The organism is Streptomyces gobiensis, from assembly GCF_021216675.1.
GTDB classification, from domain to species: domain Bacteria; phylum Actinomycetota; class Actinomycetes; order Streptomycetales; family Streptomycetaceae; genus Streptomyces; species Streptomyces gobiensis.
Genome location: NZ_CP086120.1, coordinates 3,091,417 through 3,105,977, shown reverse-complemented (window position 1 = coordinate 3,105,977; position 14,561 = coordinate 3,091,417). Strand labels below are relative to the sequence as shown.

The window sequence follows — 14,561 nt, the reverse complement described above, 5'->3', positions numbered from 1 at the left end:
GGATCGATCGATCAGCGTCCGGTCACTGAGCTACCTCCGCACTCATCAGTGACCGGACAACTGCGGTCACCGCTGGGCGGTCCTGTTCGAGCCAATCGACATCAAAGGCCTGTCCGGGGTGAGCCAGCGCAGCTCATCGTGGTCTTGGAGCGGGCGCGGCTCACCCTCCAGCAGCTGCGCCCGCCACACGTGCAGCACAAGGCCCGGCTGTAGCGGCCACTCCCCTGCGACTCGCGCAAGGGGCTTCACCTCGATACCAAGCTCCTCGCGCAGCTCGCGGACCAGCGCCTGTTCCGGAGTCTCGCCCGGCTCGACCTTGCCGCCAGGCAGCTCCCAGCGTCCCGCGAGAACAGCTGGGGCAGTTCGTCTTGCCGCCATCAACCTCCCCCGGTCACACACAGCGCCGCCCACAACCACCTTGCACTCCGGATCGCGCCGAGTCATAGGCGCAGCTTACGTCCCGAACAGCGACAGGGAGTCACCCACGAGCCGAGGAGAAGTCCACGTCGGCCAGCTGGGACATCAGCTCCCACGCCTCCAACGCGAAGTCGCATCTGAGCTCGTCATAGTCACGCAAGCAATCGTCCCGCCAGTCTGATACCTCACCGCCGAATGTATCGACAATCTCGCTAAGAGCCGCGTTGGAGATCCCCATCACTCGCCTGCACCGACTTCTACCGCGAGACGCGTCAGTGTCGCGAGCACCGCAGCATCAGAGCAACGACCTTGCGCACGGAGCCAGCGCAGCAGGTCAGCGATCAGGCAGACGGCCGTCTCATGAGCCGTGCCGGGGCCGAGGCCATCCGCCAGGTTGTCCGACCCGCCGTAGCGGGTGATCAGCGCCTCGGCACTCCCCTCCGGGGAGGGGCCCCTGATGACCGCTGGGCACGGCGGTCGCCGCATCCAGCTCGCACCAGACGGTCTTGGTGTCATCGTGCTGGATGACAGGACCGCCACGGTGTCCAGCACAGCCACCCCTCGGCCTGACTCCTCGCTCTCCGTGGTGCTGAGGAGAGTGGGCAAAGCCCGGGGGTCGGGGTCAGTCAGCTCGATCCGCAGACGAGTGCTGGACGTCGAGATGTGCAGAACGATGGGGGTCCCCTTGCCGACGTGCACGATGGTGTTAGTGACCATCTCGCTTACGCAGAGCTGGGCGGCATCGCTGAGTGATGACACCCCCCAGAGCACAAGGTGAGATCGGCCCCGTCGGCGTAGGTCGGCCACAACTTCCGGCCGGGCGAGCAGCGGAACCGTAAGAGTCCCGCCCATCAGCCTGTTTCCTCGTTCACTCACTGCCGCCACGCTCCTGCCCCAGATGCCTGCGGATCCTGTCGTTCAAGTCCTCGACTCGCTGCCTCAACTCCCCAAGACTGACGGGCTCTTCACTGCCATGTCGCCGCCCCTGCCGTCCCTTCCGCTGACAGATGGAACATGGGAAGGGACATGGCTTCACGCGCGTGCCAGGCGGCACATGAACCACACCGGACGCTGGTACGAGATGGGGCCGTTCGCCATCTCCACCTACTTCTTTCTGGGGTTCTGCTTGTGCTCTCGCCGCTGAGTCATGCAAAGGGATGGCCCAGTCGCCTCCCTCGGAGTCAGGGGCAGGCTGCGATGGCGAAGCGGTCATGCGTATCTCCCAACGTGTGCCTTCACATGGGTGTCGCCACCGTGGCTGGGCCACCCAAGCACCTGTGGGCAGGCGCAGGCAGCTGCACTGCGGGTTTACTGGCGACCTCGCTGCGTGACCGACCATAGGACAGAGTCACCAACGCGTGCTACCGATGCGCATAACTCGTTGGAGTGGCCCGTCGCTCGTGATCGTGGGTATGACAACATGGGCGAGACACGACCAGGAAGGCAGACATGCCACCAAGAGAGGCACCGACCGCCAGGCAGCGACGACTTGGCACCGAGCTACGCAAGATGCGTGAGCGCGCTGGGATGACTGCCCAGCGGGCTGCCGAAGCGATCAGCACCAATCGGACCGGGATCAGTAATCTCGAAGCCGGACGGTTCGGGATCAGTGCGGACCGGGTTCGAACCCTGGCCAGCATCTATGCGTGCGCGGATCAGATGTACATCGATGCGCTTGCCACCATGGCGGAGGAGCGACGGAAAGGCTGGTGGGAGGAGTACAGGGGTAGTCTGACTACAACCTTGCTGGACTTGGCCGAACTCGAACACCGCGCAGTCACTCTGCACAGCATGCAGTCGATGCATGTTCCCGGACTGCTACAGACTGAAGAATATGCCAAGGCGGTTTTCTCCACAAACATTCCCCAGCTTGCCCCAGCGGACCATCGTCGCCTGATCTCATTCCGCATGCGGCGAAGGGACGTTCTTGATAAGCCTGGCGCACCACAGTGCACCTTCTTGATTCATGAAGCCGCCATGCGGATGGAGTTCGGCGGCGCGAAGGTGCTGCGCAGTCAGCTTCAGTACCTGCTGGAGGCATCAGAGCGGGACAACATCACCATTCGCGCCGTGCCATTCTCGGCGGGTGGACACACCTACGCAGGAAGTTCAATCCTGTACGCATGTGGACCAGTTCGGCAGCTTGACACGGTGCACCTAGATCTGGCCACAGAGGGGGTACTGATTGATGCCGAGACTCACCTAGCCAACTATCGGGCCATCTTGGAGCATATCGAAGAGACTTCCCTTCCCCCCAAGGATTCGCGGGATTTTATCCGCAATATCGCACACAAACTATGAAGGCGTGACAATGTCGGAAATCCGCTGGCAAAAATCCTCATACTCTACCAACCAAGGAGACTGCGTTGAGCTTGCGCTTGCCCCTGAGGGCACGGAGGTCATACTCCTGCGAGAAGGCGACCGCCCCGAGGAGATCATTACCACCAGCCGCGAGAATCTCCGTGCACTCGTGCGTGGTCTCAAGTCCGGAGGATTCCACCACCTCAGCTAGCGACCCCTCAACCTCGCTTCTGGTGGCATGGGATCCTTCATCATGAACTGACACAATAACCTCGAAAGTTTAATTATGTCGAAAATTTGGTGGCAAAAGTCCTCATACTCGGCCAGTGCCACCGATTGCCTGGAGATCGCAACTGGGGCTGAGGGTAGCGCCCTCGTGCGCGAGAGCGACGACCCGGACGTGATCGTCAACGCCAGCCACAAGAACCTCCAGTCGCTCATACTCGGAGTCAAGCTTCGGAAGTTCGACCACCTGAGATAGCAAGCCGAATCCGCAGGCTTCCCACCACCAACGCAGCACGGGGGTCTGGTTATGTATGGAGAACAGCATTCCGCCGCTTGGCAAGGAACGTGTATCACAGAGCGCTACCGAGCCAACGTCAGTGTCGACATAAATACCGGAGCGGTGCAGCCTGGAACTTTCCCCCTGACACAACGGCAGGCGGCGTCCTGAGGCCTGACCTTCCTCTGTCCGGAGCTGACTCCTGAGAGTCAGCTCATACGCCGCACCACCACAGTTCCCGACACCTTGTCGTGCAGGCACAGTTGGAACGGCTTATCCCAGCAGCACCACAGGGATTTAGCAGGCCAAGGGACCGGGGTGGGAAGTGAAATCAGCCAGAAGGCCTCCCGGCCCACTGCTCGCCAGAAGCCGCTGCACTCGCCGTTCCGTTGGTGCGTCACTTGCACTCCACAAATCCGCTTACCGAGCGTGCAACCGAATAGGGTCAGGGGTAGCGCGAAGTACAACAGCAATGACGCCGTGAGCCAAGTGACCAGGATCGTCAAGAACAGGGGACCGGCCCGGTCAGGCCTGATCGAGGTGAGCACCGCTCAGCCTTCCAGATGCTATGGCTTCAGCGATCTCCTTCCCAGCTGAGTGAACCGCAAGGTTGGCTAACGCCTTCTCCAGGTCCTGAGGCTTAACGCTTGTCCCGCGCAACTCCTCACGGATACTCCGCTCCGTTTCCCCACCCCGCTGGAATGGCTGAGGTTCACTGTTCTCGGCGTACCGGACAGACTCCGATGGCCGATGCGGCCCACCCTCGGCGGGGCCGCCGTTGCCGTTGGGCCCTGGCGTGCCTTCGCCACTCTCAGGGGCACCACCATTTGTGGGCCCGTGATCAACCGTGCTTGCGCCACCTGGAGCGGCGTCACGGCCTTGACCCGAAGAGTCACGACCGGGGCTGTCTGGGGAAGCGCGGTCCGCGCCGTTGCCGGGGAGACCGTCTCCCGCGTGGGCGGTGGCGTTGGTGGGTGCGTTCGTGCCACCGGGCAGGTCGCGGCCAGCACCCGGCACGTTGTCAGGTACGTGTGCGGTGGCCCCTGGTGGTGTGCGGTTGGTGCCGAAGAAGGCGGGTTCGCTTTGGGGGGTGGGGGTTGGTTGGTGTTGCGGTTGAGGCGGTCGGCGGGGGAAGGTTCCGGTGGGGCGTCTTCGACGGGGTGGCTGCGGCCGTCGGGGGTGGTGACGTTGCCGTGTTGGTCGATGCTGCCGTACTGGGGGGTGCTGTATGCCGCCGCCGGGCAGTTTCTTGATGCCGGGGATGACTTTGCAGAGTTGGGCGGTGAGGCCGAATGCTTTGGCGAGGCGGGTGATGGCTTCGTTGCTCAGGCCTCTGCCGACGTAGGCCATGGGATCGACATACGTCCCGGCTTTGCCTACAGCGTTCACCGTCTTGGCGGCCTTGCCCGCTAGTCCGGCCTTGGTGCCGCCAATGCCGAGGGTGAGGATGTTGAAGGTGACCGTTCCGCCGCGCGGGCGGGGTTCTTGCCCCACTCGTCCCAGGCGACCAGCGACTTGCCGAAGTCCCTGGTCGCTTGTTTCATCCGTTCTTCGTCCTCGGACGGTTCGGCCGCGCCCAGGGTCTTGTCCAGCACCTACTCATACGGCGAGGCCACGTACAGACCGACCCCGCCGACCACATTTCCCAGACCGGACCAGGCATCCGTGAAGCCGTCCCACACAAAGGTCTTGATGCCATTGCCCAGGGACTCCAGCCAGTCACGAGGCGGCTCCACCGCCTTGCCCCACGGAGTGTCCGTGGCCTGCTTCATGTCCTCCACGCTCAGGCCGTAAGCGTTGGCCTTCTGCTTCTCAGCCGTGGGATCACCGGCCACCCACTGAGTTCCGCCCACCAGGGCACTGATCTTGCTGGCGGCACGGCGCTCCGCGTCATGGAACCGGGCAACGGCCACATTGACTTCCTGCACCAGAGCGTTGTTCCGGGCGGCCTTGTCCTTGTCATTCCGCCATCCGTCCTCCCCCTCAACAGAGGCGACGAACGCGGTCGCCTGTGCCTTCGGCCCCCGAAGCTCCCGTACGATCGGGTCAGCCTCAGCGGCGTACTCAGCCAGCGCTTTAGCGGCCTTCTCCAGATCACCAGCAAACCCGTCCGCCCGATCAGCCACCGGCTTCGTCGTCGCGAACAGCTGCTCCGCCTCTGGAGCGTCGTAGAAGCCTGACAGTCCCTGGAAGCTGGAGTTCACGTCCGTACCGGTTTTCCGGATCGCGGCCGCGTCCTTCCGTAAAGCGGCCGCGTCCTTCTCCAGTAGGCCTAAGTCACCGGTGAACTCCGGTATCCCGGACGGATCGGTACGGTCTACCTCCTGCCGACACATCTCTAGTGACACAGCTGTGCTGCCCCCAACCATCAGCACCCGCTCCACGGGGCTCCCCCGCCCTACGTATCGCACAAACGTCTACCAACTGTACGACTACGAACACAGCGTGAAGCCAACGGACACTTATATGAGCGAGTGTTGACAGTCGACGGTCAGACGACATCCTCACCCACATCCCCCGGCCAGCAGTCAGATGGCCAACTACCACGGTTCCATCACCGTCGAAACCATGACCATGACCACGAACTCGCCAACTCGACGAGCGCGCCCACCGCCCAATGCGCACGTTCGGAAACACTCGTTCGATGCCCGTAGTGGTGCTGCGGCCAATGACCGCGGAGACAGACCCAGACGCCGGGCGGGTTGCTACTGGCGGTGTTCCCGCCGCGACCACATGCTGGCCGCCGAGTGGCGACAGCCAGGCTCTGCTCCCGTAGAGCTCGTAACAGGATCACGGGCGGGCCTTCTTGAGACGTCTCCAGCAGATGAGGCTGGAGGCCAACGAGATGAACACGTCGTGGAGTGCGGTTCGGCGTTCCCAGCGGACGGCGAGGCGCTTGAACTGGTGGAGGAGGGCGAAGGTCTGCTCGACGACGTAGCGGAGTTTGCCCAGGCCCTTGATGTTCGGGGCGCCCTTGCGGGAGATGAACGGCAGGATCCGCCGCTTGCGCAGCTCTCGGCGGTTGGGGTTGGAGCCGTAGCCCCTGTCGCCGAGAAGTGAGTCGGGGCGGCGGCGCGGGCAGCCGGGCCGTCCGACCACGGGCGGGATGCCGTCGACGAGGGCGAGGGTCTGGGTGACGTCGTTGACGTCGGCCGCGGTGGTGATGACCTTGAACGGGGTACCGTGTCCGTCGAAGATCAGGTGGTGTTTGCTGCCCGCCTTCCGCCCGGTCGACCGGCGACGGACCGGTGTCGGTTCGCCTCTCTTTTCGCGCGGATGTGGGAGCTGTCCACGCCGGCCCTGGACCAGTCGAGTTCGCCGGCCCACGTTGAGTTCGGCAAGCAGGATCTCGGTGCAGCTGGTCGAAGACCCCAGCCTACTGCCAGCGGTCCAGGCGCCGCCAGCAGGTCTGTCCCGAGCCTAACCCAAGCTCCAAGGGCGGGAGTTGCCAGGCAATGTCGTTGTAGAGCACGTACAGGATGCCCCTGCAGACACAGCCGGTCCGCCACCGGTCGCGTCCCCGGCGCCTTCTCCGGCCAGGGCGGCAGCAGCGGCTCGATCAGCGCCCACAAGTCGTCATCCACGATCCACGGCCGGGTACTCACACAGCACGAACAGCCGAATCATTACACCAGTCACCGCAACCAGCACACCACAACAAGATCGTGTTACGAGCTCGTAGGCCGTCAAGCGAACCCAAGCCCAGACGTCAAAGAAGCAACTGAAGCCTTCCAGGAACGCTCCACATGTCACCAACCCCCTACAAGTGCACGCGCATCCGGAGCCTAACCTTAAGCTAAAACGCCCTCCGCAATCGGATAAGATCGGACAGCACAGGACGCGCCGCGCCACACTGGAGTACCACAATGGCCAACACCTCATCAAACCCGATGGCGCGTCCCTCCGATATCCAGGGTATCGGTCCGCAAGCCCCGGGCGAATCAGGAATCCGGGCACGGGTTAGATTCCATCAATCATGGTATCGCCAGCACATACTAAAACTCCCGAGATATGGGAACACTGAACCCCACTCCGGAAACCGACCGAGTGGCAGCATTCTGCATCCCGAAGACGCCGCAGCCGGGAAGAACTTCACCACGCTTTCCGCAGAGAATCTCTACCGGACACGCAGGCGCGATGGCTGGGGAGTTGACCCTATTCGCTGCACAAGGTACCTGACATCCAGTCAAGCGTTGACTATCAATCTCCTGGCCCCCTTGAAGGAAGACCCCGACTGGGCCGCTCGCTCCATAAGCGGCCTAATTGGCATGAAAATCAAGCGGGTTACCAAGATGGATGTCGAGTTCGCTCCTCAGAGGCGCAACCTTCACCTCGGAGACATGACAAGGCTGGATGCGTGGATCCATCTCGAAACCGAAAGCGGTCCCCTTGGCCTTGCCGTCGAAGTCAAGTATTCCGACCGTTTCAACAGCCGTCATTTGAAGGTTTCCGAGAATCCTAAATATCAAGCGCTAGCAATCGAAACCGGGCTATGGGATCTAAGCGACCGAAAAAGTCAATCTCGACCAGTCAACCAATTGCTTCGGTGTCATGCCCTAGCCGCCGATCTTTGGCTCACCACTCACAAAGGAGGGGATCTCCCTACCATTCTTGTCCTACATCACCCTGGCGACCAATCGGCACCTAAAACGGCAGAACTGTATCGAGAAGCACTCAATAGGCCGGATCTCATGAAGGTGGCTAGTTTGGATCAACTAGTCTCCCAAATGAGGATAACGGCGACGTCAAAATACCAACGAACCGTTGCCCAGACACTCAGGATCCGATACTTGGACCACGAGCTGAGCGAAGCCTCCTGGATGAAATATCTAGATAATCGGCGTGCTTAGGTTAGTAGTTACAGTAGTTGCCTCCCCGCCGCGGCAAGCGAACCCCTCGTCACCGACTCGCAAACGGATTCCCACCTGCTCAAAACTTCTCCGAGCGTGATCAGTCCAAACCTCGACTACGTCTCTCAGTCAGGCCTGCAAACGGAGGACCGGGCACAGCAAGGTCTTCCGGTGCGAGTGTCAGTAGCCCATCCAGCCAATCCTCAACATGTTGTATGTTTCCTGGCAAGAAAGGAAGTGCTCCAATTCCAAGCGATTCGAGCGCCTCACGAAGTTTCAAGTTAGGAAATTCTGAAGACGCAGCGCTGGACAGAGGAAATAGTGCCGCCCCCTTCACAACGGGACGGGCTTTGCTTTCCCCCCGACCAACCACGATCGCATCCCTATAACGATGAAGGGCGTTAATGGCATCAATTGGAGGGCCCGGGCAGCCGAATTGATGCTGGTAGCCGTCTGAAGCATCCAGCCGATACTTTGCATCAAGCAAGACGATCAGATCTGGCCAGCCATCATGCCGAAACTTAAGAACGATATCCGGTTTCTGCTGCCCCGTTAGCCCTCGGTAATGATCGTTGTAAGAAACATCGAGTGTGACAGTGGGTGATTTACATGTAACAGCCGTGCGTCGCCCCTGAGCCAGGCGTACCCGAATGCCACTCTCTTCCACTCTCAACAAGGTCGAAAGGTCGGCAGATCCGCCCGTCTTCGCCAAAACAATCCTCAGAACTTCGAGGTAGCACCAAGTTTCGTACAGGCCATGAACATCCATGACTGATAGGTCAAAGGATTCGCCGTGGATCGACAACCCAAGCCTCAACACCATGATCACACGATGAGCTTCGCCGTACCCGATACCACTCAGCAGCGTGAGCGAAGCGAAGCCTGATGGAGGAGGCTCCGTTATACTGTCGAACAGCGGAAGTGCCAGCAGCTCCGAGATACTCCGGGAGAAGCCGGCAACCTCCCTTTCCTCAGCCACCAGCCTTGCTGGCGCGGCGCCTCCGCCTGTCCGGGACCGTTCCAGCTCCGCGGACACAGTGGCATGGATGTCTGATAGTCGATCGCGGATCAGAGCGAGCTGCAGACGAAGCCACCGGTGTTCAGCGGTATCCAAGGTCTCGCGGCTGCGGGATGCTGGCAGAACGCTTCGGATGCGGCCAGCGCCTGGCAGTTCAGTCCAAGGACCCTGCCCACGGCCTCGTACGATTGCCTTGCGGATGGTCGCATCTGCGCGCTTGATGCGGTCGACACGTACATAGTCAATCTCGCGACTCAGCGCTCTGTGCGGGTGCTCATTAACGTACCGGATTGATCGAACCAGCAGGCTGATCTCATTGCGCAACAGCGTTATCCAATCGAGACTGGTCGCATCTCGAACGTCACGAGTTTCACCCGTCTGGTATGTGGCTCGCAGATACTCCAACGCAAGTGCCCGAGACGTAGCCGCTACATCAGAGAGCAGGTCCTGGTAATCGGTAGCGTAGTCAATCTTGGCAGGGAAAACCTCGATTGTCAGCCGCAATGTTTCGTGACCGACGCCCACCTCCAAGGTGCACAAACCAACCTGCCGACCAAAATTTACTGACCCGGCGCACATCAAGTCCTCTGGATAGGAGTCGATGGAATTAAGTAGCAGGGGATCGCGGTGTACCAGCACTGGAGATCTTCCCGGAATACGGGACTTAACTCTTATCCGGTAAGTAGTTTCCTCGAAGAAATGTGGGAACTCTGCCCCAGCTATACCCGAGGCAGAGTCAGAACGTCCCACCACCTGCACACCGGCTGAGCCAGTCGATGCCTCAATCTCGAGTCGTGGCTCAACGTCCGACGGAGTCGAGAGAGCCCAGCGTGCCCGTCGCGGCCCATGGATCTCCACAGTCGCGAATGGCGTAACGACTTGAAGCAAGCGTTCGCTTACCATGCGCTACAGCCAGAAGTTAGTGAAGCCCGTTTCCTGCAAACGTCGCAGCATGAGCTCCAGTCGGTCAGTGCAGAACGGGTACTGGGAATCGTTGCCCGAGGGTACTCCATGAGCTTCCTCTTCCGAAGATGGAGATGCCCAAACGTGGAGGCTGTCGAGTACGTTCCGGATGGTCGCTCCTCCACCCTGTACTCGTGGCAGCACCTTCATCGCTATAGCGAGATCAAGCGGATCGACCGTCCCGGAGTTGGACGTAGCAAACAGGTCTGCACAATCCTTCGCTGCGAGGCAGAACATGGTGATTTCATCGCGCACCCGATAGCCGAATTGAAGCTGGCCTTGCTCCAGAATCCCATTGACCTCTGTCAGGGTTTCGATGATAGAGGCAACCGCTTCAGTATCACAGTCGGGATGACTGCTCAGCGAGAGCGCACGAGCCTTCCAGTGAGAACATTCCCATTGGGCTGGTTGTACAGATTGCCCATTCGTCGGCTTCACGGCAGACAAGTCGACTTGCGAGAACTCAATCACGAAGGCACGGTCAAGAACTTTCTTGGAGAAGCCATACGTGGTCTCATCCATGTTGACAGAGCCAACGAGGCACAGATTATCTGGCAGCCGCACCTGCGCCCATTCATTCGCAGCTGAATCAACCAGATGGGGGGCCAGGGGGTCAGACATAACTCTGCCGTCAGAGTCCCGGCTACGGTTCTCCAAGTGGCTAAGCACTTCAGCCAGATAATATTCAACCCGCGCAATGTTCATCTCGTCCAATACGAAGAAGAACTGTTGCTCGGGATGCTCCTGCGCCTGGCGAGCAACACGCAACAGTTCTCCGGGTTGAAACGAACCATCGAGTCGCTCAAAGCCGATCAGATCACTGCTGTCAGTCCAGTCTGGGCGAACAGGGACGGTGATACATTTAGCTCCAGTCGCCTCAGCCACAAGCCTAGGTAGCTTGGTCTTTCCGGTTCCCGAGATGCCGGCCAGAATCACAAACGGCTTGGTACGCACGGCCGTAATGAAAGCAGCAATTTGCCAGGGGTCGAATACGAAGCCCCGGGTGGCTACGTACTGCGCGACATGCTCTATCTGCTCTGCAAGGTTTGCGGACGGCGCTGCGGAAGTCGACGTTGGAGTGGATAGTGGTGTCGAAGCTCGAGGCTGAGGGGCCGCTGGGAGGTATTCCGCTGGATCGGCGAGCGTATCGGCGAAAGCGTGCGTCACAAGGACTCCTCAGCGGTCGTCGATTCGACTTGCGACGCCAAATCGAGCAGATTCTCATTTCTCGCAGTAAACAGGGCATCGAGTTCAGCATCATTTAGTCCGAGGTCGGTGATAGCCGCATCAATCAGCTCCTCCTCGGTAGGCTCGCGCTGAAATCTCTCCTCGAGATCAGTAAATCGGAACCACCAGATGGCAGTGTCAAGTATCCGCGGTCGCTCCCCAGAGAAATTACCCTGTGCACCCTTAACAATGAAGAACGACTCCAGTTCCTGCTTGCTCCGCTCTTCGAACCTGAAGGCCTTTGGACTGGTTCCGGGCACCAGCTTCAGCGGCGGCGTGGCACTTTGAGACTGCCAGCGACTAACTGTGTCAGATGATCCATTCGATGGATACTTGTGGGAACGGTAGCCACGGTTCTTCTCACGCGTGGCTCCGAACGGAACGAAGTACGGGTTTTCGGCCTCACCTCCTGCGCCCAGATCTGGGTGACACAAGGTAAGTTGCTCAATCGCCTGCACGAAGTGCTGCGACTTGGTGCCTGTGACGACGTCGGTGGGCTCGGTTGCCGAGTCTTGCCCCTGCACCTCCACCTTTTTGATCTCCAGAGCCCTCTTGAAGACCAGGAAGTCACCGAGCCGAGCCGCGGCTGATGACTCCCCGAGTCGGCGAACGGCTTCTTTGAGAGCGGTCTTCGACAGGTAAATCGGCACCTCACGACTCCAAGTCGAGTTGACTGTCTAGCTTCTTGAGCTCATCGGCAACGTGCTCGCAGTAATCCTCACTGAGGTCAATTCCAATTGAGCGGATTCCGTTCGACCTGGCAAACAACATGGACGTTCCCGACCCATTAAATGGATCCAGCACGATTCCTTGAGGGGGCGTCGTCGCCAAGATTGGGATTCGCACGAGATCATCAGAGAACGCTGCGCGGTGCTTTCCTCCGTTGCCAGAGGCAGTTCGCGCATCCCACGTGTCGAGCGGTGGCAGGACGCGCCCCGTCTTCTCTTGCTTTCTCCCTACAGGGAGGCGATCGAAGTAGTACCAGCGGCTTTTCGTCAAATGGAACACGTACTCGTGTGAGATCGAGCAGCGATCACGTACCTGATCTGGAACAGGATTGGGCTTCACCCACACATTGTCGTTGCGGACAAGCCAGCCGGCTTCCTGCAGAGCGATAGCAAGCCTATGAGGGATTAGAAGCAACTGCTTCGGCCGCGCCCACTTGCCATCTCCGGGCCGGTCTTGGGGTCTGATTCCGAAGCGTCGCGCTCCCTGCTTCGCTTCACCGCTCTTATGCGCGCCCTTGCCACTCCAGTAGGTGTCACCGATGTTGATCCACAGCGAACCAGTATCGCTGAGAACCTCCCAACACAGCTGGAACACCTCCACCAGGTTGTCGATGAACTGTTGCGGGCGCTCTTCGAGGCCAAGTTGACCATCGTATCCGTAATCACGTTGCCCGTAGTAGGGCGGCGAAGTCACAATGCAGTCGACTTTGATTCCCGCATCGATCAATTTACGTAGCCCAGCGCGGACGTCGTCGCGGAGCACGACAGCCTTCTCGTCAGCGTAGTAGGTGTGGTCAATCAGTTCTGGATCCGTAAAGAGAGCCTGCGGTGTCACCACGGGATGCAGCGCACGGTTCGCTGGTGTGTCCTTCAACTTGCCATCGTCAACGGACGCACGACCTGGTGGCAGGGGTGCTTGCCTCGCTGAGACACCCTCGCCCATGGCGGAGATCTCTCGCATGACCGGTGTTTCCAAAGGCTCCATGTCTCCATCCACCAAGTAGCACGTTAGGTCGCCAGTGCTGTCCCTGCGCGAACCCCATCCCTAAACCCGCTACTCTCCGCTACAGAACACGTCCGATTCTCGCTTAGCGCGACGCTGGGCAGCGAACCCACTGTACCGGCGGAGATCTGCATGGTTTGCAGGCTGTGGATAACTGTGTGAGAGCCTGCCGGACTCACGACCCCGTACTGTCAGCTGGTTTGATCACCTGCAGGTGGGCGTAGGGGAGTGTGCCACGACTGCGGGTCCTGCCGAACCCCGGCTGACCTGCGACAACGATCTGTCCCGACGAGCACCCACCAACCCGGAGCCGTGGAACCCGGCGCCCACCCGACGCGACAGCCGGGCCACCAGCCTGCCCACCTGCAAAATCCCCACCCCGAACGAGCGGAAAGGGCCCGTCAGCAAGCTGACGGACCCTCATGCAAGATCGAGGCTAGCACTTCGACCTGAGCACCACGCCTGTTGAGCCACTGCTCCAGTTCCTTGCCCTTGAGCTCGACGGTCGAACCGCTGGAGAACAGAGTCACAGGGCCAAACACTGTGCCTGAGAGGCCGTGAACTCTGGTCTGCCCATCCACACACGGGCCCTGAGAATCGTCTCGCTCGCGACAGCGCCAGACAGGTCTGCCCCGCGCAGGTCAACACCACCGAGAGACGTATCCATGAGCCGAGCTCCCTGGAAGCTTGCCCCAGAAGCACCGACCGAGTGGAGCGAAGCCTTGACCATGTTCGCATGGTCCAACCGCGCGAGCCGAAGCGTCGTCTCGTCTAGGTTCGCCCGCACAAGGCAGGATTCCGTCAAGTCAGCGCCGGAAAGATCAGCGCCTTCCAAGTCAGCTCGATAGAAGTCTGTACCCACTAGTGGCACTTCACTCAGAAGCGCCTCTGTGAACCACGACTCTGAGAAATTTCCGCCAGAAAGGTCAGCGCCACGTAGGTCGAGATCTATTGCGTAGAGCTTTCCACCGTCCCCAACCAAGCGGTGACCTTGTGGGGCGGCCTCAGGGTTCGCGGGGAGAACAGCCGGGGTCCACTTATCACGGATACCAGATGACACGGTTCTCCCGCCACAGACGTCGATGGGAGCTATCCCTCCGCATGGTCTTCCCAGAGGCGCCATCCGGCCGGATGGAAGACCGGATCGTCGGCATCTATGCGTTCGAAGACGGCGTAGTGGTCAGAAATGGCCGGCTGGTCGAGGTTGGCCCACGTCTGGACGTGGGTGGCGAGTTCGTCGGCGAGGGCCGGGGTGCCGATGTAGTGGGCGTCGCCGGTGCGTTGGATCCAGGCGGTGCCGTGTTTCGCGTCGTGGAGGCAGGCCATGCCCAGGGCGGGGTTGAGGCCGTCGATGTAGGCGCGGATGGTGCGGCGGGATTGGCAGGCGAGGTGGAACCACAGGTCGTAGTAAGCGTCGGGCTCCAGGGCGGGGCCGATGTTCTTGCGGGTGGTGAGCTTCTGGGCGGGCAGGGGCTCGGGGAGGGCCTGGATCTGGGCCTCGGGCCATGCATACAGCGGGCCGGTGGCGCTCATGAAGTCGCTCGACATGACG

15 protein-coding genes and 2 pseudogenes are annotated in these 14,561 nt (G+C 60.5%); 5 read left to right on the top strand and 12 right to left on the bottom strand.

What is annotated here, in order from left to right; all coding sequences use genetic code 11:
* Positions 1-22 precede the first annotated feature (22 nt).
* A pseudogene (locus tag test1122_RS14465) lies at positions 23-444 on the bottom strand ((deoxy)nucleoside triphosphate pyrophosphohydrolase).
* A gap of 210 nt (positions 445-654) precedes the next feature.
* Positions 655-1,176 (bottom strand): ATP-binding protein, encoded by a 522-nt coding sequence (locus test1122_RS14460; RefSeq protein ID WP_232269585.1) that lies wholly within the window; start codon positions 1,174-1,176, stop codon positions 655-657.
* 690 nt (positions 1,177-1,866) lie between these two features.
* Here test1122_RS14460 and test1122_RS14455 point away from each other — a divergent pair.
* The 3 genes from test1122_RS14455 (at position 1,867) to test1122_RS14445 (ending at position 3,199) form a co-directional block, all read left to right on the top strand.
* The gene (locus test1122_RS14455) at positions 1,867-2,718 is read left to right on the top strand and encodes a Scr1 family TA system antitoxin-like transcriptional regulator (RefSeq protein ID WP_232269584.1); all 852 of its coding nucleotides are present in this window, start codon (positions 1,867-1,869) and stop codon (positions 2,716-2,718) included.
* A gap of 10 nt (positions 2,719-2,728) precedes the next feature.
* Positions 2,729-2,929: a DUF397 domain-containing protein gene (locus test1122_RS14450; RefSeq protein ID WP_232269583.1), complete on the top strand. Its 201-nt coding sequence runs from the start codon at positions 2,729-2,731 to the stop codon at positions 2,927-2,929.
* A gap of 75 nt (positions 2,930-3,004) precedes the next feature.
* Complete coding sequence (locus tag test1122_RS14445) at positions 3,005-3,199, top strand: DUF397 domain-containing protein (RefSeq protein ID WP_232269582.1); 195 nt, start codon at positions 3,005-3,007, stop codon at positions 3,197-3,199.
* Between the two features lie 230 nt (positions 3,200-3,429).
* Here test1122_RS14445 and test1122_RS26840 read toward each other — a convergent pair whose 3' ends face one another.
* Positions 3,430-3,768 carry an RDD family protein gene (locus tag test1122_RS26840; protein WP_422396984.1) on the bottom strand — a complete coding sequence of 113 codons (339 nt, stop codon included), beginning with the start codon at positions 3,766-3,768 and terminating at the stop codon, positions 3,430-3,432.
* Positions 3,769-4,423: 655 nt separating this feature from the next.
* Between test1122_RS26840 and test1122_RS14440 the strand changes: the two genes are divergently transcribed.
* Positions 4,424-4,633: a hypothetical protein gene (locus tag test1122_RS14440; protein ID WP_232269581.1), complete on the top strand. Its 210-nt coding sequence runs from the start codon at positions 4,424-4,426 to the stop codon at positions 4,631-4,633.
* Here the strand turns inward: test1122_RS14440 and test1122_RS14435 are convergent.
* The 3 genes and pseudogenes from test1122_RS14435 to test1122_RS14425 form a co-directional block, all read right to left on the bottom strand.
* Entirely contained in the window at positions 4,630-4,815 is a 186-nt protein-coding gene (locus test1122_RS14435) for a hypothetical protein (RefSeq protein WP_232269580.1), read from the bottom strand. The genes test1122_RS14440 and test1122_RS14435 overlap by 4 nt on opposite strands.
* The gene (locus tag test1122_RS14430; protein ID WP_232269579.1) at positions 4,816-5,568 is read right to left on the bottom strand and encodes a hypothetical protein; all 753 of its coding nucleotides are present in this window, start codon (positions 5,566-5,568) and stop codon (positions 4,816-4,818) included.
* 442 nt (positions 5,569-6,010) lie between these two features.
* Positions 6,011-6,807, bottom strand: a pseudogene (locus test1122_RS14425) (IS5 family transposase).
* 279 nt (positions 6,808-7,086) lie between these two features.
* Between test1122_RS14425 and test1122_RS26835 the strand changes: the two are divergent.
* Positions 7,087-8,070, top strand: a complete 984-nt coding sequence (locus test1122_RS26835) for a PGN_0703 family putative restriction endonuclease (protein WP_422396983.1) — start codon at positions 7,087-7,089, stop codon at positions 8,068-8,070.
* Between the two features lie 100 nt (positions 8,071-8,170).
* Here the strand turns inward: test1122_RS26835 and test1122_RS14415 are convergent, their stop codons facing one another.
* The 6 genes from test1122_RS14415 to test1122_RS14390 form a co-directional block, all read right to left on the bottom strand.
* Positions 8,171-9,727 (bottom strand): DUF2357 domain-containing protein, encoded by a 1,557-nt coding sequence (locus test1122_RS14415; protein ID WP_232269577.1) that lies wholly within the window; start codon positions 9,725-9,727, stop codon positions 8,171-8,173.
* A gap of 267 nt (positions 9,728-9,994) precedes the next feature.
* Positions 9,995-11,218: an McrB family protein gene (locus test1122_RS14410; RefSeq protein ID WP_232269576.1), complete on the bottom strand. Its 1,224-nt coding sequence runs from the start codon at positions 11,216-11,218 to the stop codon at positions 9,995-9,997.
* Positions 11,215-11,928 (bottom strand): hypothetical protein, encoded by a 714-nt coding sequence (locus test1122_RS14405; protein WP_232269575.1) that lies wholly within the window; start codon positions 11,926-11,928, stop codon positions 11,215-11,217. Before test1122_RS14405 ends, test1122_RS14410 begins: the two co-directional genes overlap by 4 nt.
* 1 nt (position 11,929) lies before the next feature.
* Positions 11,930-13,003: a DNA-methyltransferase gene (locus test1122_RS14400; RefSeq protein WP_232269574.1), complete on the bottom strand. Its 1,074-nt coding sequence runs from the start codon at positions 13,001-13,003 to the stop codon at positions 11,930-11,932.
* Between the two features lie 532 nt (positions 13,004-13,535).
* Positions 13,536-14,132 carry a pentapeptide repeat-containing protein gene (locus tag test1122_RS14395; RefSeq protein WP_232269573.1) on the bottom strand — a complete coding sequence of 199 codons (597 nt, stop codon included), beginning with the start codon at positions 14,130-14,132 and terminating at the stop codon, positions 13,536-13,538.
* On the bottom strand, positions 14,099-14,557 hold the full coding sequence (locus test1122_RS14390; RefSeq protein ID WP_232269572.1) for a hypothetical protein: 459 nt from the start codon (positions 14,555-14,557) through the stop codon (positions 14,099-14,101). Before test1122_RS14390 ends, test1122_RS14395 begins: the two co-directional genes overlap by 34 nt.
* Between the last annotated feature and the right edge of the window lie 4 nt (positions 14,558-14,561).

Coding starts and splice junctions, on each gene's coding strand:
- test1122_RS14455 (WP_232269584.1), top strand. CDS start 1,867: ATGCCACCAAGAGAGGCACCGACCGCCAGGCAGCGACGACTTGGCACC.
- test1122_RS14440 (WP_232269581.1), top strand. CDS start 4,424: ATGCTGCCGTACTGGGGGGTGCTGTATGCCGCCGCCGGGCAGTTTCTT.
- test1122_RS14450 (WP_232269583.1), top strand. CDS start 2,729: ATGTCGGAAATCCGCTGGCAAAAATCCTCATACTCTACCAACCAAGGA.
- test1122_RS14395 (WP_232269573.1), bottom strand. CDS start 14,132: ATGGCGCCTCTGGGAAGACCATGCGGAGGGATAGCTCCCATCGACGTC.
- test1122_RS14390 (WP_232269572.1), bottom strand. CDS start 14,557: ATGTCGAGCGACTTCATGAGCGCCACCGGCCCGCTGTATGCATGGCCC.
- test1122_RS26835 (WP_422396983.1), top strand. CDS start 7,087: ATGGCCAACACCTCATCAAACCCGATGGCGCGTCCCTCCGATATCCAG.
- test1122_RS14445 (WP_232269582.1), top strand. CDS start 3,005: ATGTCGAAAATTTGGTGGCAAAAGTCCTCATACTCGGCCAGTGCCACC.